Annotated in this window: 20 protein-coding genes, 1 tRNA gene and 1 other annotated feature; of the genes, 3 read left to right on the top strand and 18 right to left on the bottom strand. The window is 44.0% G+C overall.

The genetic code is table 11. From position 1 onward, the window contains the following. The first annotated feature begins 47 nt into the window (after nucleotides 1-47). Nucleotides 48-377, top strand: a complete 330-nt coding sequence (locus FC15_RS00985; RefSeq protein ID WP_057823022.1) for a hypothetical protein — start codon at nucleotides 48-50, stop codon at nucleotides 375-377. A 142-nt stretch (nucleotides 378-519) separates the two neighbouring features. Here the strand turns inward: FC15_RS00985 and recN are convergent, their stop codons facing one another. The 14 genes from recN to FC15_RS01055 form a co-directional block, all read right to left on the bottom strand. Further along, complete coding sequence (gene recN / locus FC15_RS00990; protein WP_057823024.1) at nucleotides 520-2,208, bottom strand: DNA repair protein RecN; 1,689 nt, start codon at nucleotides 2,206-2,208, stop codon at nucleotides 520-522. 11 nt (nucleotides 2,209-2,219) lie between these two features. After that, nucleotides 2,220-2,675, bottom strand: a complete 456-nt coding sequence (locus FC15_RS00995) for an arginine repressor (RefSeq protein ID WP_057823026.1) — start codon at nucleotides 2,673-2,675, stop codon at nucleotides 2,220-2,222. 12 nt (nucleotides 2,676-2,687) lie between these two features. After that, complete coding sequence (locus FC15_RS01000; protein WP_057823027.1) at nucleotides 2,688-3,509, bottom strand: TlyA family RNA methyltransferase; 822 nt, start codon at nucleotides 3,507-3,509, stop codon at nucleotides 2,688-2,690. After that, nucleotides 3,506-4,411, bottom strand: coding sequence for a polyprenyl synthetase family protein (locus tag FC15_RS01005; protein ID WP_057823029.1), 906 nt, complete (start codon nucleotides 4,409-4,411; stop codon nucleotides 3,506-3,508). Before FC15_RS01005 ends, FC15_RS01000 begins: the two co-directional genes overlap by 4 nt. Nucleotides 4,412-4,439: 28 nt before the next feature. Continuing rightward, nucleotides 4,440-4,685: an exodeoxyribonuclease VII small subunit gene (locus FC15_RS01010; protein ID WP_057823031.1), complete on the bottom strand. Its 246-nt coding sequence runs from the start codon at nucleotides 4,683-4,685 to the stop codon at nucleotides 4,440-4,442. 49 nt (nucleotides 4,686-4,734) lie between these two features. Further along, a complete protein-coding gene (gene xseA, locus FC15_RS01015; RefSeq protein ID WP_057823033.1) occupies nucleotides 4,735-6,075 on the bottom strand; it encodes an exodeoxyribonuclease VII large subunit in 1,341 nt (446 codons plus the stop codon). 59 nt (nucleotides 6,076-6,134) lie between these two features. Continuing rightward, complete coding sequence (gene folD / locus FC15_RS01020) at nucleotides 6,135-6,977, bottom strand: bifunctional methylenetetrahydrofolate dehydrogenase/methenyltetrahydrofolate cyclohydrolase FolD (protein ID WP_057823035.1); 843 nt, start codon at nucleotides 6,975-6,977, stop codon at nucleotides 6,135-6,137. 99 nt (nucleotides 6,978-7,076) lie between these two features. After that, nucleotides 7,077-7,535: a transcription antitermination factor NusB gene (gene nusB / locus FC15_RS01025; protein WP_057823038.1), complete on the bottom strand. Its 459-nt coding sequence runs from the start codon at nucleotides 7,533-7,535 to the stop codon at nucleotides 7,077-7,079. Nucleotides 7,536-7,538: 3 nt separating this feature from the next. Further along, a complete protein-coding gene (locus tag FC15_RS01030; RefSeq protein WP_057823040.1) occupies nucleotides 7,539-8,000 on the bottom strand; it encodes an Asp23/Gls24 family envelope stress response protein in 462 nt (153 codons plus the stop codon). Between the two features lie 11 nt (nucleotides 8,001-8,011). Next, nucleotides 8,012-8,575 (bottom strand): elongation factor P, encoded by a 564-nt coding sequence (efp, locus tag FC15_RS01035; RefSeq protein ID WP_057823042.1) that lies wholly within the window; start codon nucleotides 8,573-8,575, stop codon nucleotides 8,012-8,014. A gap of 304 nt (nucleotides 8,576-8,879) precedes the next feature. Then, the gene (locus tag FC15_RS01040; RefSeq protein ID WP_057823044.1) at nucleotides 8,880-9,944 is read right to left on the bottom strand and encodes a M24 family metallopeptidase; all 1,065 of its coding nucleotides are present in this window, start codon (nucleotides 9,942-9,944) and stop codon (nucleotides 8,880-8,882) included. Nucleotides 9,945-10,217: 273 nt separating this feature from the next. Continuing rightward, nucleotides 10,218-10,508 carry a 50S ribosomal protein L27 gene (gene rpmA, locus FC15_RS01045; RefSeq protein ID WP_057823046.1) on the bottom strand — a complete coding sequence of 97 codons (291 nt, stop codon included), beginning with the start codon at nucleotides 10,506-10,508 and terminating at the stop codon, nucleotides 10,218-10,220. A 23-nt stretch (nucleotides 10,509-10,531) separates the two neighbouring features. Continuing rightward, on the bottom strand, nucleotides 10,532-10,843 hold the full coding sequence (gene rplU / locus FC15_RS01050; protein ID WP_057823048.1) for a 50S ribosomal protein L21: 312 nt from the start codon (nucleotides 10,841-10,843) through the stop codon (nucleotides 10,532-10,534). Nucleotides 10,844-10,856: 13 nt separating this feature from the next. After that, nucleotides 10,857-10,927, bottom strand: a sequence feature (ribosomal protein L21 leader region). A gap of 297 nt (nucleotides 10,928-11,224) precedes the next feature. Next, nucleotides 11,225-11,298 (bottom strand) — tRNA-Arg (locus tag FC15_RS01055). A 62-nt stretch (nucleotides 11,299-11,360) separates the two neighbouring features. On the opposite strand from FC15_RS01055, the gene FC15_RS01060 reads away from it, so the two are divergent. Beyond that, entirely contained in the window at nucleotides 11,361-13,763 is a 2,403-nt protein-coding gene (locus FC15_RS01060; protein ID WP_057823050.1) for a Xaa-Pro dipeptidyl-peptidase, read from the top strand. A gap of 157 nt (nucleotides 13,764-13,920) precedes the next feature. Here the strand turns inward: FC15_RS01060 and glnA are convergent, their stop codons facing one another. From glnA to miaA, 3 genes are all read right to left on the bottom strand, one after another. Further along, the gene (gene glnA, locus FC15_RS01065) at nucleotides 13,921-15,258 is read right to left on the bottom strand and encodes a type I glutamate--ammonia ligase (RefSeq protein WP_057823052.1); all 1,338 of its coding nucleotides are present in this window, start codon (nucleotides 15,256-15,258) and stop codon (nucleotides 13,921-13,923) included. Nucleotides 15,259-15,347: 89 nt separating this feature from the next. After that, entirely contained in the window at nucleotides 15,348-15,716 is a 369-nt protein-coding gene (locus tag FC15_RS01070; protein ID WP_057823054.1) for a MerR family transcriptional regulator, read from the bottom strand. Between the two features lie 86 nt (nucleotides 15,717-15,802). Beyond that, nucleotides 15,803-16,729, bottom strand: coding sequence for a tRNA (adenosine(37)-N6)-dimethylallyltransferase MiaA (gene miaA / locus FC15_RS01075; RefSeq protein WP_057823057.1), 927 nt, complete (start codon nucleotides 16,727-16,729; stop codon nucleotides 15,803-15,805). A gap of 150 nt (nucleotides 16,730-16,879) precedes the next feature. On the opposite strand from miaA, the gene FC15_RS01080 reads away from it, so the two are divergent. Further along, entirely contained in the window at nucleotides 16,880-17,059 is a 180-nt protein-coding gene (locus FC15_RS01080; RefSeq protein ID WP_057823060.1) for a DUF3042 family protein, read from the top strand. Between the two features lie 146 nt (nucleotides 17,060-17,205). Here the strand turns inward: FC15_RS01080 and FC15_RS01085 are convergent, their stop codons facing one another. Further along, nucleotides 17,206-17,625 (bottom strand): rhodanese-like domain-containing protein, encoded by a 420-nt coding sequence (locus FC15_RS01085; protein WP_235803298.1) that lies wholly within the window; start codon nucleotides 17,623-17,625, stop codon nucleotides 17,206-17,208. Nucleotides 17,626-17,627 lie beyond the last annotated feature (2 nt).

The raw sequence follows: 17,627 nt of genomic DNA on the forward strand, positions 1-17,627 counted from the left end.
ATGTTCGTATAATAAGAGATGCAAACAGATGTTCGGAGGAAAATAAAATGACAGTTATGAAACAATTGAGTCACCACTTAACTAACCAGTTAAAATCATTCTTCGATATAGATTTCGCAACGTCAGAAACGCAGTCAGACTCAGAATTTGCAGAATTCGACCGTGCCGTTTTGGAACGTGAAATCAGCCAACTTCAAAGCACTAATCAAATCGTTTCTATTCAAATTAAAGACCCTACCTCAAAAGACAACACAACTCGTTTTCTGATTGGTCGTTTCAAGCGAACCGCCAATCATCATACCTTTATTTTCGAACTCAGTCACAGCAATATGATACAAATGATCCACGTCGACCAGATCGTCAAAATAGCCGCTTAATTGTTGCGACAGACACTCGATTGGTTCAGTCTTAACTAAAACTAAACATCAACGGGTCCATTGAAATTAAGCTTAATTTCAATGAACCCATTTTTTGATTTACTAGTCATTGGCGGTTACTTTCAATCTGAGAATGAATCAATTATTTCTTCTTGGTTTCTTCTGCCTGCGCAAGTAATTCTGCCGCGTGCTCTTCAGCCAGTTGCGTCACTTCTTTACCTGCAATCATCTTGGCAATCACCAGCACACGCGCGGAACCAGCTACCGGTGAAACTGAAGTCGTCGTTCGCCCATCGTGAACGCGTTTTTCAATCAAATATTGATGATCACTCATTGCAGCGACCTGTGGTAAATGTGTGATGCATAGCACCTGCGAACGACGTGCAATCACACTGATTTTATCAGCAATAGCTTGTGCAACCCGACCACTTACCCCGGTATCGACTTCGTCAAAAATAATGCTGGTCACACCTTCGCCCTGGGCAATAATTGTTTTAATCGCCAGCATGATTCGTGAAAGCTCACCACCGGAAGCAATTTTGACTAATGGCTTCAAGGATTCGCCGGGATTGGTCTGCAGATAAAACGCGACTTGATCTTGGCCGGATTGAGTAAAACCACTGGTTTGCGTTTTAAAATCAACCTGAAAAACGGCTTTGTCCATGTACAATGATTTTAATTGTTCATGGACTTTTTGTTCTAACTGGCGCGCAACTTTTTGACGTGCCTTTGTCAGTTCAGTCGCTTTGTCTGCAAGCTGCTGTTTAACCGCCTCGAACTCGGCTTCTATCTGATCAGATTCGTCGGTCAACTGGGTCATTTCGTCGTACTCTGCCGAAATTTTATCAAAATAAGCTAAAACGTCTGCCAAGTCCGGACCATATTTCCGCTTCAAGTTGCCAAGAATTTCCAGACGCTGTTCAATCTCATTTAATCTGGCATCATCGTATTCCAAGATATCAAGCTGATCTTGTGTATTTGAAATCACGTCTTGTAAAGTGTAATAAGCACTATTCACATTTTCAGAGATGGATTGGTAATCGGGGCTGAGTGTCGCGATATTTTCTAACTCCGTCATCGCGATCCCCGTGAGGTCCAAGGCATTAGGATCATCTTCACTTAGAACAGTCAACGCTTTTTGTAAGGCCTGATTGATTCGCTGAAAATTACTTAGTCTATCGCGTTCTTGCTCGAGTTGCTCATCTTCATTCGCCTTGAGGTTGGCCGCACTAATTTCTTCGATTTGAAATTTTAACATATCGAGTCGTTGAGCGTAAGCCTGTTCATTGGCATTTTTATCGGTTAACTGTTTGTTTAAATGACGATATTGTCGATAAGTTTCTTGATAGGACGCAAATTTAGTCGCAACTGTTTTTTGACCGTATTGATCGAGAATATTTAAATGATGTTCGGCGTTCATGAGTTCTTGATGTTCGTTCTGACCGTGAATATCAACAAGTTGTTCGCCAATGCGACGCAGAATCGTTGTAGTGACAATTTTATTATTCACGCGACATACATTACGACCGTTATGGCTCAATTCGCGTTCCAATAAAATATTCTCGCCATCCAGATCGATATCATTGTCAGTCAGCAGTGCCATGAGGTGTGGATTCTTCTGCACCACAAAAAGGCCTTGAACATCCGTCTTCTTAACACCGGTTCGAATGAAATCGGCTGAGCCACGACCACCCACTAAAAGTCCGAGCGCGTCGATAATAATTGACTTTCCTGCACCTGTCTCTCCGGTTAGAACCGTCATCCCACGTTCAAAGTTAACCTCTAAGTGCTCAATAATCGCAAAATCTTTAATGACAAGACTCGCTAACATAATGGCCCTCCTTACTTCAAGATCTCCGTCAAACGTTCCCAAACCGTTTCAACCGCAGCTGGCTTCCGTTTTAAAATCAACAACACGCTATCATCTGTTGGAATCACGGAGAAAATTTCAGGCCAATGACGCTGTTTGATCGCATCTGCAATCACGCTACCACTGCCCGGTAATGTCTCGACATTGATCAAGTTATCTTGGCGATCGATTCGAGCATGTGCCTCTCTCAATACCGTCTGAAAGCTATCATTATCCTGTTGTTCTGGTCGTTGCTCTGGTAGTCGATAAATAAATTGATCGTCTTGAGTCGTTTTCACGACATGTAATTCTTGCATATCTCGCGAAATTGTCGCTTGTGTGATCTGATAGCCGCGCTTGGCAAGATAATCAACCAAGTCGCTTTGACTATTAACCGCTTCCTCACGAATGGCCTGTTTGATCAGCTGATGTCGTAATTTTTTATCCATAACCTACTCCAATTACTTTGCTAAGAGAACTTGCCAAGCTTCATCAACGACTTGTTTGATTTCCGCATCGAACGATCTCTGCACGATTGCTTGTGGCTCCAGTTTAAAGTACGCTAAAAACTCGATATTTCCCGAGCCCCCAGTGATGGGTGAAAAATCCAGTCCACAAACCTTAAAGCCGGTTGTCTCGGCAAAAGTTAGTATTTCATTCAAAACCGACTCGTGCACCCTACGATCACGAACAATGCCATGCTTGCCGACCGCTTCCCGACCCGCTTCAAATTGAGGCTTAATCAAGGCAACGAGCCCGCCGTCAGGTTTTAAGACTTTCGTCAATGGTGGCAAAATTAACTTCAACGAAATAAACGAGACATCAGTGACCGCAAAATCCGGCAACCCCTCGTCGAAATCTTGTGGCTGACTATACCGAAAATTTACCCGCTCCATGACCTTAACTCGGTCGTCCTCGCGTAATTTCCACGCAAGTTGATTATAACCGACGTCAAGCGCATAGACCATCCGTGCACCATGCTGAAGTGAAACATCTGTGAAACCACCGGTTGACGCGCCAATATCAAGAACTAATAGATCCTTGAGATTAATTTTGAAGACATCTAAAGCCTTCGCTAATTTAAACCCACCCCGCGAAACATAGGGGTTGACTTGACCTTTAACCCGCAGACGAATTTCAGGATCAATTTTTTCTCCTGGTTTATCCAGTCGTTCTTCATTTTTACCAACTACTTGTCCTGCCATCACAGCACGTTTGGCTTGTTCGCGCGATGTAAAGAGACCTTGCTGGACGAGTAAAATATCGACACGTTCTTTTTTCACGATTCACGTTCCTCATCAAAATAACTTAAGAAGCTTAACAATAATTCTGGATTAAACGACGTTCCTTCAGTAACTGCAGTTAAACTTAAATGTGCTTGGTCCAGCTCCGTTTGCAATTGCTGCCGTGCTTGGGGAATTCCGAGAAGTTCTGGATAAGTATTCTTTCCCGCTGCCTCATCTTTGTGAACCTGTTTACCTTGAGCCGCTCGGGTACTCGTCAAATCTAGTAGATCATCGTAAATTTGAAAAGCAACTCCGAAATGTTGGCCAAATTCGACCAGTGCCTGCCGCAATCGCTCGTCGAGCTTGAGCTTGATCGATGCCATCTGTAGCGGTGCAGTGAGTAACCGGCCAGTTTTCAGTGCGTCAAGCTGTTGTATGGCAGCCAATTCATGTAAAGGGTGACCTGTCTGTTCGATATCGATGGCTTGACCTGCCACCATCCCTGAAGGTCCGCTTGCTTGCGCCAACACCCGAATCATTTCTGATAACACTAGAGGATCCACTGGTGATTTAGCGACCCATTCAAATGCCAATGTCAGTAGACCATCACCGGCCAAAATAGCCATCGCCTCTCCGAACTTCTTATGATTGGTAAGGCGGCCACGGCGATAATCATCGTTATCCATCGCAGGTAAATCATCATGGATCAATGAATAAGTATGGATCAGTTCGATGGCACCAGCAATAGGCAACTCCTGGGTCAAATCAACAGACTGATCAAAGGAAAAGATTGTTGCTAAGTATAAGAGTGGCCGTAAACGTTTGCCACCCGCCAAAAGCGAATAGCTCATGCTACGTGCAAGCGTGGGTTGAGCCACATCACGTGTTAATTGATCCTCCAAGAATTGATTGAGAACAGGACGCTGCGCCTGTACAAACCGCGTTAACTTTTCATCCATGCTATCTCTCCTCAAGGCTTAAACAGAACTAATTTTCATCGCTGGTAGGTAACGATTGCTCATCCAACAATGATTCATCGCCTTGCTCATTGACCACTTTAGTCAAGGTGTCCTCCGCTTGTTTCAACGTCTTTTCTAACGATTGCGATAGTGCGATGCCTTCTTTAAACTTTGTTAGCGCAGTTTCTAGCGGAACATTGCCCTGTTCTAGCTCATTGACAAGTTGCGTCAATGTTGCCAAGTCTGTTTCAAAATTTGGTTGTTTTGTTGCCATGATCGACACCTCTTCAAATTAGGGCCATTACTGGCCATTTACTCAATTATCAGTCGTTTTTTTCGACGACTTTGGCTAGAAGCTTACCATCTTGCAAATGTAGCTGGAATTCCTGATTGACCTCAAAGTCAGCACGCTTAGTCAATGGCTGTGCCTCATTGTCGGTTGCATACGTGTAGCCGCGTGCCAAGGTCTTCAGTGGACTCAATTGATCCAACGCAGCAACTTGATGCTGAATGTCTTGCCGTTTCTGTTGCAGGCCCGTCTTAAAACTCCGCAGTAATCGTTGTTGCAAGTTATCAACTTGTAACGTTAGATTAGTGACGCGATTGACCGGCGTTTGCCGTAACAAGCGCTGTTGAACTTGCTGAAGTTGTTGCTGCCGTGTTCGCAAATAATCGACTTGCGCACGAACGAAACGTTGCTGTAATAAATCCAGTTGCTGTGCATAGCCTTGATATAATCGCTCAGGATGTTGAAATAGAAAACTTTGCTGTTGTTGAGTGAGCCGTTGCCGCCAAAGACGCAATGAACGTTGAAAACTATGAATTAGTCGAAAGCGCTGTTGTTGAATCGACAATAATAGCTCACTAAGTTGTGGTGTTGCTAATTCTGCAGCTGCAGTCGGCGTTGCAGCTCGAACATCTGCAACTAAGTCTGCGATCGTGGTATCCGTTTCATGACCGACTGAGGAAATAATTGGGACTGGACTCTCGACGATTGCTCGCGCAACTTTTTCTTCGTTGAATGGCCATAAATCCTCAATTGAACCACCGCCACGACCAATGATAATCGTATCAAATCCACCTAATTGGTAAATTTGGTGTAATCGGTCAACTAAAGATTGTGCTGCCGCATCCCCTTGCACAACTGCTGGAAACAAAACAAGTTGGACTTTTGGATCGCGTCGATGAGATGTCGTGACAATATCGCGAATGACCGCACCTGAACGACTGGTCACCACAGCAATCCGTTGGGGATAATTGGATAATAGCCGCTTATTTACGTCGAAGAGTCCTTCAGCGGCCAGTTTCTTCTTTAATTGTTCGTAGGCTTGATAGAGTGCACCAACACCTAAGGGTTCCATTCGCTCAACGTAGATTTGATAGCTACCTGAAGCTTCATATAGTCCTAAGCGACCCACAACTTGAACCTTCATACCTTCTTCGGGCGTGAATTTAACCTTCTGAAACGCTGATTTAAACATAATTGCGTTGATTTTTGCATGCTCATCTTTCAATGAGAAATACTGGTGACTGTTCGGCCGTAGACGAAAGTTAGATAATTCGCCAGTTAAATAGACCCTCTGAAGATAAGGATCAAAATCAAACTTACGCTTCAAATAAGTCGTTAATTGCGTGACCGTTAGAAACTCATCATCAGTCACCATAAGTTGTCGCCTCTTCTCGCCAAATTATATCATTGTCCATGTCACTGGTTTAAACACAATCATTGGCGCTTCTGAGCTAGATCAACCGTCTGGCTCAGTAAGGCCGCAATTGTCATCGGACCAACGCCACCTGGTACTGGTGTGATGAAAGCCGCTTTCGATGCGACCGAATCGAAGTCAACATCACCAACCAGCTTGCCGTCTACACGATTAGTACCGACGTCGATCACAACAGCACCCGGTTTAATGAAGTCACTCGTCACATACTTAGGCACGCCCAAAGCTGCAACAACAATATCGGCTTGCTGCGCCAGCTGGGCAACGTTTTGAGTCTGAGAATGGGCAATCGTCACAGTCGCATTGGCTGCTAATAATAACGCAGCTAATGGTCGACCAACAATCAAACTACGACCAATCACCAAGGCGTTTTTGCCTGCAACGGAAATCCGGTAGTCTGCCAGCAACTTCATGATTCCAGCAGCAGTTGCCGGAACCAGTCCGCGTTGCCCTGACCATAATCGGCCAAAGTTGTAGGGATGAAACCCATCAACGTCTTTATTCGGATCCACCGCAAGTAAAATTGTCTCTTCATCGATCTGATCCGGTAAAGGTAATTGTACTAAGATCCCATCGATTTCCGGATCCGCATTAAGCTCGCGAATCACCTGGAGTAATGCCACTTCGCTGGTGTCTTCGGGCAAGCGTTTGACCACCGAATAAATGCCGATTTTAGTCGCTTGTTTTACTTTATTGCGAACATAAATCTCGCTTGCAGGATCATGTCCGACTAAAACAACCGCTAATCCAGGAACTACTTGATGTTCAAGCAGTTGGCTGACGCGAATTTGCGTTTCCAATCGCCAAGCAGCCGCCACTTTTTTGCCATCTAGAATCGTACTCATGACGCTCATTCCTCTACTTAAAAAATAAAAACTGCCGCTTCAGCGCAGTAAACGTAAAAGTCTACACTAGCCAAATTGTGGCAGTTATCTGTGAAATGTTTATTTAGAACTAGTCGTACTCAAGAAAGTCGCCAACACACCGTTGATAAACTTAGCCGACTGCTCGTCACTAAACTCTTTAGCGAGTTGAATAGCTTCATTGATAGCAACGGAATCAGGGACATTGCTGTGACGAATCTCATATAGACCTAAACGTAAAATCAAAAGATCAGTTTTTGAAAGACGCTTCAACGTCCAGCCACCCTTGAGTTTCGGTGCGATTGCCGCATCTAAGACTGCCTCTTCTTCCGTCACACCACGCACCAATTGTTCGGCGTAAACTTGATTCGGATCGTTGGCATTTAATTCAATGAGCGGCTCGTCTTTCAAATTGACCGTCTTCACATTGGCACTCAGAGCCGTCTGAATGGCTGCAGTTGCGGATTGTTCAGGATTACTGGTCAGAATAAATAACGCTTGAAACGCAATTGCGCGTGCTTGATGTCGATCTAATTGCATCAGTTATTCACCCGCCGTTTGTTCAGCGGCTTTTTGATTCTTCTGGTCATTAATGGCATCCGCAAAAAAGGTGCTAGGATCGATCTTCTCTGCTTTTTCTGGAATGATACCATCGACGTGAATATTAACTTCGTTTAGTTGAAGATCGGTCATGTAATACAGCTGTTCCTTCAGCAACTCTTGCATTGCCAGGGCCACTTTAGGTACAGAAACGCCGTAATTAAGATAGACATAAACATCAGCGTTGATCTGATTACCTTCAACGGATAACTCAACACCGCGTCCATGATCTTGACGACCCAGCAATGATTTGATGTTATTGGTCAAATGGCCGCGCATCTCAAAGACACCATCGACCTGTTTAGCCGCAATGCCTAAGATGACTTCCAAAACTTGTGGGGCGATCTGAATTGTGCCAGCTTGCGTGTCACTTTGCGTCAACAAAATATTTTGTTCTTCAGCCATTTCTTGACCTCCTAGCTGTTTGCTCGTGAAATATAACTACCATCTGTCGTATTAATGGTCAAAACGTCGCCTGCATTGATGAAGAATGGCACTTGAACAACTAAGCCAGTCTCCATGGTTGCAGGTTTGCTACCACCCGAAGAAGTATCGCCACGAATACCGGGTTCTGTTTCGGTAACGGTCAAATCAACCGTGTTTGGCAGATCAATACCCAATGTTTCTGAGCCGTGCATTTGGACACCGACAGTCATGTTTTCTTTCAGATATTTGAGTTCGTCTTGGATCTCATCGCCGGGTAATTCTAATTGTTCATAGGTCGTTGTATCCATGAACACATAGTTACTCCCGTCTGCATACAGATATTGCATCTGTTTACTATCAATCTGTGCTTTTTCAATCTTTTCAGTCGCACGGAATGTTTTTTCTTGAACGGCACCCGTCCGTAAATTCTTCAGCTTCGAACGAACAAACGCACTACCCTTACCAGGCTTAACGTGCTGGAATTCAACGACGCGCCATAAGTCACCATCGACTTGAATGGTCAAGCCGTTCTTAAAGTTATTTACTGAAATCATATTTATGCCTCACTTACTATTCATTATGTCTACTATATCAAGCCAAGGTACAACAATGCAAGCCGAAGTGTCAAAAGAGACACACCAAATCGGTGTAAATTCCCTCATGATACGAGAAATCAATCGATACATGACCAGATTTTCGTCTTTAATTGCAACTGACCAACAGAAAACAGACCGATTCGGCCGGCCTGAGTCACTTCTAAATTTTACACTTGTTCATTATACCAGAAACCCACATAAAAAACAGGCGTTCTACGACGGCTGTTTACAATCAGTCATTCTCGCTCTTAAAACCAACAAATCACAAAATAATTAATTCGTCTTTAGGTGACTTGGTCAAGACTTCGCAGCCTGACTTGGTGATCAACAGATCGTCTTCAATCCGAACACCGCCAAGATTTTCCACATAGATACCAGGTTCGTCGGTCACGACATTTCCAGGCACGAGTGGTTGTGCGTTATAGATTCCCCAAGCTCCAGGACCTTCATGTATATCGAGTCCAATGCCATGCCCCGTCCCATGACCAAAGCTGTACCCTTGAGAAGCAACATAATTGTGTGCAGTATCATTGATTAGTTGGCCCGTCGCACCTGGCTTGCAAACCTCGACCACCTGACGATTAGCTTCTAAGACGATTTGATAAATTTTTTTAGCTTCCGCTCCAGGATCACCCACCGCAATTGTCCGTGTCATGTCAGACGCATAACCTTGATAGTAGCATCCGAAGTCGAAAGTGACGAGCTCGCCATTGGCAATCTGCTTCTCGCTGGCCGTTCCGTGTGGCCAAGCAGACCGATAACCGGATGCAACAATTGTTTCAAAGGAAGTCCCTGAAGCGCCATGCTGACGCATAAAATAATCCATTTCGGTTGCCACACTTTTTTCCGTCATCCCAGGTTGCACATAGCCTAGCAAAAAGTCGAAACAATCATCCGTGATTTTGATGGCTTGTTTGATCAACTCGATTTCGTGGGCATCTTTGACCTCACGCAACTGCTCAATCACGCCCGAAATGGGTTGCAATGAAATGCCTGCTAATACTTGTTGTAATCGCGTGTACTCGGCATAGCTCATGTGAGTAGCCTCAAACGCGACCGCATTCAGCTGATCGGCAACCGCCAAGCGATTCACTTCGGCAAAGAGTCCCTGATGATACTCAATAATCTCAAAATCTTGAACTTGTTGGGCAGCTTGTTCGGTGTAACGGGAATCCGTGATAAAATAGGCTTGCTTGGGCCCAATCAATAAGACACTCTCGTCTCCAGTAAAGCCACTGAGATAAGTGACATTGCGGGTGTCAGTGACTAACAGCGCGTCAATTTGTTGATCCTTCATTTTAGTTCTTAAATTATTTAGTCTCGTCATTTTAGACACACTTCCATTTATAAATTTAGTAATTTCAATTGGGCAACGTATTTAGCCCAATCAATCGGTTGAAATTTATTCTAGGCCAATTATGTGACCACCGCAAGCCCAGCTTTTCGAGCATACTCCCATACTTCTCTTCGTCTATCTCTTCATTTGCTTTCGGCTCTCGATAACTAGTTACCACTTTGCAACGACTTCTCATCAGTTAAAAAGAGGTCATACTCAGGTTATCTGAGTATGACCTCTTTTTTTTACACGTTATTCTACGAATTACGCTTCTTGTACGACTGGTTGAACAGAAACTTGTTTGCGATTCTTGCCAAGACGTTCGAATTTAACGACGCCATCAGTAAGTGCAAATAAAGTATCGTCCCCACCGCGGCCAACATTGACACCTGGATGAATCTTCGTGCCACGTTGACGATAAAGAATTGAACCAGCAGTAACAGTTTGTCCGTCGGCACGTTTAGCACCTAAACGACGACCAGCAGAGTTACGACCGTTTGCACTGGAACCGCCACCCTTATGGTGAGAGAAGAACTGTAAATTATGCATTTCCATTGCGATGCACCTCCGTCTGCTAATTAAGCATTGATTGAGTCAATGACAACCTTTGTATATGGTTGACGATGGCCCTTCTTTTGATGTTGATGTTTCTTAGGCTTGTATTTATAAGTGACAACTTTCTTTTCGCGGCCTTGTTTTTCGACCGTTCCGACAACGCTAGCACCTTCAAGTGTTGGCGCGCCAACCTTAGTTGTTCCTTCTCCACCGACTAAGATTACTTCGTCAAAAGTAACCTTTTCGCCAGCTTCTACGTCAAGCTTTTCAACATAAACAGCTTCGCCGGCTGCGACTTTATATTGTTTGCCACCAGTTTTAATAATTGCGTACATCTACGTGCACCTCCTATAATCTCAGACTCGCCAAAAGAGGCAGCTTTCGCTTTATGGCCTCTGATTGTGCGGTTGCAGCTGTGGAGTTCACAAATACAACTCAATCATTTTACCAAAAAATCCCGCAAACTGCAACACATTCGCGGGATTTATGGCCATAATTGTCTAAATTTCTTTAAATTAATCAATCGCTATTACAGCCCCGTAGATCTAGTTTGGCAATTCAGACCAAGCGAATGCTGATTGACCTGAAAATAAAAAGCTTGTAGTGAACCGGTTCCAAGATTAAAGGTTTAATCTAACTATTGGAATCCAGCTCAAAATCAAGCTTTTCTTTCATACTGTCTAGCTTATCATAGTGCTAAAATGGTAATATATTCATGATGCAGGTGGGGCTCGGACCCACGACCTACGGTTTAGAAGACCGTTGCTCTATCCAGCTGAGCTACTGCACCGACAACTTAATTATTATAGTCAAAATCTATCATGATTGTCAATCAAACCTTGGAGGAAAGCAATGAAATATCATCAATTTGCAAAAACTTTACCTACACTGGACCAACAAATTCTCGAATTGCAGGAGATTGATCTCTATCCTGTTGATTTAGCTCAATATTCTTTCGGGCAAGTCGCTCAACATGTTTACCGTCACTTCTTACCTGATTTCCGCTCACAAGTCACCCTAGAGACCCAGCTTCATAACTTATTGGTCGATGAAAATCAAGATTTATTCTCATACTTAGCTCGCATAAACGAGACTTTCAACTCAAAAGCGTTCTACAATGTCGCTTTACAACTATTGGGATTCTTCTCACCGCAAGATTTCTCTTTAGCAGATCCGCTATTTGCGATGACTAAGTTTGACTTGCCTTATCTCGACGAAACTAACTTTGATTTTAATACGTTTACGACTGCAATCTATCAACTCTTAAATACACGTTGCCAAAATGGTTTGTTGTTCTTGGATAATTTGGCAAATCGTGGTTACTTTGCAACCAACTTAAACGCACGCAAACAACAACGTCCGCTGTTTTTCAACGGTAAGGCCCAAGCAACATTTGCAGCTGATCAATTCATTCGCGAGGTTGTCTACGTCGAATCTGACTTGGACACCGACCACGATGGACAACGCGACTTGCTCCAAACGACCATCATCCGGCCAAAAGTTGCCAATTCATTCATCAAGTTGCCCGCACTCTATACGGCAAATCCCTACTTCTTGGGTACGACCGATACAAAGATGAACGACGTCGATGTTCCAATGGCTATTAAAAATCCTGGAGATGCACGCGAAGCTGTCGACAAATTCGATCAATTCCATGAGTTCAGCACTAAACCTGTTTCCGACAATCAAAATGATCCCTTTGCCAATCATCCCAGCGTGATCACCCCAAACAATGTTGGGACGGTTACATTGAGCGACTTTTTCTTAGCACGTGGATTCGCATCTGTCTATGCCGCTGGGATTGGCACACGTGGATCCGATGGGATTCGCACTTGTGGTTCTCCTGAAGAGACAAAATCGACCATTGCAATTATCGAATGGCTTCATGGTGATCGTCGGGCTTACACAGATCGTTCACGTCAAGATGAAGTGATTGCCGACTGGTGCAGCGGGCACGTGGCAATGACTGGGAAATCTTATCTTGGAACATTAGCAGTCGCTGCGGCAACAACTGGTGTTGCTGGTTTGGACACGGTTATTTCCGAAGCAGCCATTTCTAGTTGGTACGATTATTATCGTGAACACGGCCTCGTCGTTGCACCCGAAACGTTCCAGGGTGAAGATGCAAACGTTTTGACCAATGAATGCTTCAGCCGCCAGAAAGATGCCGGTGATTACGCAAAAATCAAAGCATTCTATGACCATAAATTAAAGCAAATGATCCACGATCAAGATCGCGAATCCGGTAGTTACAACCACTTCTGGGAAGTTCGCAATTATCGTCGTGATATTGCGAAGGTGAAATGTCCGATCGTCAGTGTTCACGGATTGAATGACTGGAACGTTAAGCCTAAGAATGTCTTCAAGCTTAATCAAGTGCTCAAAGAAGCCGGTATTGCACACAAGGTGATTTTACATCAGGGTCAACACATCTATATCAATAACTTCCCAAGTTTAGACTTCTATGACTTGATCAATCTTTGGTTGACCAACAAGCTCTTCCAGCAAGAGAATCATGCCGACCAAATCTTCCCTGACTACCTGATTCAAAGCAACCTCAACGAAAGCGATTGGCAAACTCCAGACGATTGGCAGGCAACGGCTCAAAAATCCTATAACCTTGCCATCGATTTTGATCATAAAGGTGATTCAGAGGTACGATTCGTTGATGACGGCGTGCAAGCTTTCCATGATAGCAAGTTAAAAGACCTGGCTTGGGAGCAAGCCTTCATACAAGAAGACCCTCGTTTCAGTCAAAATCAAGTCGTTCTTAAGACATCTAGCTTGAGCAATGAGCTTCTAATTACCGGCCGTCCTGTGTTGAACTTACGGGTCAAGAGTTCTGCCAACTATGGCTTGATCAGTGCGATGCTGGTCGACTACGGTGAAGCCAATCGTTTAACGACACGACCACAAATTCTCGAATTTGCAGCGCGTGAATTGGGCTATCATGGCAAACAAGAAAACACTATGGCATTTAAGCAGGCTTCACAAGCAACGCCAGCCAAATTAATTGCAAAATCGCACATTAACTTGCAAAATCGAACAACCGCGTATCAAAACGAAGCAGTTCAACCTGAAACATACTATGATCTCCAGTTGCCATTACAACCCACATACTATCATTTACCTGCGGGTCGCCAACTTGGCTTGATTATCTACGCAACGGATATGGGCATGACCATCCGTCACGAGAATAACCTCGAATATACGATTGATTTGGCAAATTCCAATTTGACGATCCATCAAGGTTAGCTCAAGAAACCCACTTATCATGGTGATGGTTTTTCGTCATCGTTAATAAATGCATTTGAATCCATAAAGAGGACCCAGAAAGGCAGAAGCCATCTGGGTCCTCTTTATTAGCATTAGCGCCGTTATCGCGGCAAGACGTGAGACGAGACGCATTGATTTATAATGACAAGTACTGTTCTCTTTCCCAATCGGAAACTGTTTGCCGATAAGAATCCCACTCAAGTTGCTTGGAATCGAGGAAACTTTGATAAAGGTGCGAACCGAGTGCGTCCTTGACAATATCGTCTTTCTCGAGTGACTTCAACGCATTATGCAACGTTGAAGGCAAGTCAGTGATATGAGCCGCATGCCGTTCTGCGGAGGTCATACCGTAAATATTGCGATCAATAGGTTCCGGCGTTGGCAGATTATCATGCAATCCGGACAACCCACTCGCTAAAATTGCAGCAATCGCCAGATATGGATTAGCTGCAGGGTCAACACTCCGTAATTCTAATCGTGTTGACAACCCACGTGCTTGAGGAACACGGATCAATGGCGAACGGTTATGCCCTGACCAAGCCACATACACCGGTGCTTCAAAGCCAGGCACCAACCGTTTATACGAATTAACGGTTGGATTGTTGATGGCAGTTAGTGCGCGTGAATGCGTCAATAGACCCGCAATGAAGTGTTTAGCAGTCTCTGAAAGCTTATCTGGTGTTTTTTCGTCATAGAAAGCATTGCCCGCTGAGTTAGAAAGTGACATATTGATATGCATACCTGAACCGGCGATACCTTCCAACGGCTTCGGCATGAAGGTGGCGTGCAGTCCGTGTTTACGTGCAATCGTCTTAACCACTAACTTGAAGGTTTGAATGTTATCAGCAGCCTCAACGGCATCCGCATACTTGAAGTCGATTTCGTGCTGGCCAGGAGCGACTTCATGATGACTCGCCTCAACTTCAAAACCCATTTTTTCCAACTCAAGCACGATATCACGACGACAATTCTCACCGAGGTCGACAGGCGCGAAGTCAAAGTAGCCGCCGTCATCGTTCAAATCTAGCGTTGGCTTGTTATTAGCATCTAGTTTGAATAAGAAAAATTCGGGCTCAGGTCCAATATTGAAGCTTGAGTAGCCCTCCGCCTTCATCTGATCGACAACACGGCGCAAGTTATTCCGTGGATCGCCCATGAATGGTTCACCCTCAGGCGTGAAGATATCGCAGATCAACCGCGCAACCTTTCCGTGCTCAGATCCCCAAGGAAAAATCAAGAACGTCGATAAATCTGGAATTAAAAGCATGTCACTTTCTTCAATTCGCACGAATCCATCAATCGACGAGCCATCGAACATGACTTTGTTGCCTAGAACCTTGTCGATCTGATCGGCTGGAACTTCAACGTTTTTGATGACCCCATTGATATCCGTAAACATTAACCGCAGGAACTGAACGTTTTCATCAAGAATGATCTGTTTAATTTCTGTGGCTGTATAAACTTTTTTCACCATATATTCTCCTCACTTGGTTGCTGTAATATGTGCTCAGATGTCCCCTGCTAAAATTCGAAAGTAGCTTGGGACGATGTGACCTTCAACTCTCAAGAGTGCAGGAATGGATTCTGACGGCTATTGGCAGATGCTCGGCTGAAGGGACTCGCTAGCCAAACTTCATCTTTCAGATTACGACGTACACGATTTTCGTGGTGTTCAAGATGATCAACATCCATCTTAGCTAAGAGCTGACGAACTTGATCGAGATGATGTTCATCATTCAGTAGTCGCTTAATCTGCATTAATCGTTGCAGATTATTCAATGAGAACAATCGCTGATTACTATCGCTTCGTGCAATTGAAATTAGGTCGTTAGCTTCATAATAACGAATTTGGCGTGCCGTCAAACCTGTCAGCTTAATAGCTGTACCAATTGGCAAAATTGCAAGATCAGCTTGTAATTGTTCCTGATCCATAGTCATCCACTCCTAACATTTCCCATCATACCAAGATGGTTGGTACAATGCAATAAATCATGTCATAAAAGCTAACATCGGACCAATTATTTTTCCAACCAAGTCTCGAGCTTATGTTCAATTCGTTGTGAGGCTGCTGGATCTTCAAGTAAGTCGTACCATGTGGTTGGCAACTGGTGTCGAAAATAAGTGAGTTGTCGTTTAGCATAATGCCGAGAATCCAATTGAATCTGCTCGATAGTTTGCGCCAAGCTTTGCTCACCTGCAAGGTAGGGTGGAAACTCACGATAGCCAATTCCTTTTGCCGATTGACTTTCTGTCGAGACATGCCGAAAGAGCCAAGCCGCTTCGTCGATCAAGCCGGTATCGATCATTTGAACCACACGTTGGTTGATTCGTTGATACAATCGTTCGCGTTGGGTTTGCAAGCCAATAATAGTCGCATCAAACTCAGGATCTAACAATGGTTGTGCTGAGAAAAGCTGACCGGTTTGTTGAATCACTTCCAATGCACGAATCGTTCGGCGTGAGTTTTGAACGGGAATCTTGGCCGCAGCATCTGGGTCGATGTGATTTAATCGTTTCCAGAGTTGCTGTGAGCCGATTTGATCGAGTTCTATCTCTAGCGCTTGACGAATTTGTTGGCGTTCCCGATCATCTTTATCGCCACCTAGATTGAAGTTTTTCAACAAGCTCGCGATGTACATACCGGTGCCACCTACAATAATTGGCAAATGACCACGTGCAGTGATCTCATGAATTTTTTGAGTGGCCAACTGCTTGAAGTCAAAACTCGAATACGATTCGGTCACCTCCCGAATATCGATCAAGAAGTGAGGAATTGTTCCTCGTTCTGCTGGTGTCACTTTCGCCGTGCCAATGTCGAGTTGTCGATAGACCTGCATCGAATCGCCAGAGATAATTTCGCCTTGATATTTCTCCGCAAGTGACAAGCTAAGTGCTGTCTTGCCCACCGCAGTCGGTCCAACAATTACAAGTACTTTAGGTTGCATAATAGCCTCATTTCTACATTCAGTGTTCAAAAATGACCTGCTAATTCGTTGGTTCTTAATTGCTATATTTGTGTAAATACGCGATAATATGGGTATAGAAATCATCACACATCTTATCGCATGTGTGGGAATTCAAAGGAGGTCATTTCAATGGCAAAACATTTTGCAAAAGGATTTTTGATTGGTAGTTTAACTACCTTGGGTGCGGTTGCAGGTTCCGTATTTGCATTCAAGAAGGCAATCATTGAACCACAAGAAGAATTCGATAACAAAGTTGAAGAGAACCGTAGACGTGCTAACCGTAAGAGTCACGCAGCACATCAAGGCTAAAACTGAGTAATGATGATAGTAAAAAACGAATGAAGAGATTTCCTCTGCATTCGTTTTTTTATGTCCTAAAATCTGAAGGTTGTTGCAGTTAAAGTCGTCAATGTAAACCAGCACTGATGGCTTTCCCTAGACAGACCATCTTCAATCTAATACTTCTTCTCAGTCTTCTTAACTTTGCCTTCCCATTTGCCATAGCCGCCTTTGAGCCATTTCACATCGGTAAAGCCAGCCTTCTTCAATCGAAGGGCGATTCGAATCGAAATGTTCTCACCAGTTTCATACAAATAAACGGGTAAATCTTTTCGTAATTCATTTTCCCAAGTTTTCACTGAGACTGACGGCATACTGCGTGCACCTAAAATGTGCGCCTTATCAAAATCTTTCTTGTCGCGAAGATCAATCAATTGTGACTTACGCATGTCTTTCTCAAATTCTTCAGAAGTCAATGCGCCATGCAGTCGTTGACCACGAATTTTAACAATTCCCCAGTTAGCAACCATATACAAAAGAATTAATCCAAGAACAATATTAACAATTCCCCACTTGCTTAACGCTAATAAAACCATAC

The organism is Lapidilactobacillus concavus DSM 17758 (assembly GCF_001435835.1).
Lineage (GTDB): Bacteria > Bacillota > Bacilli > Lactobacillales > Lactobacillaceae > Lapidilactobacillus > Lapidilactobacillus concavus.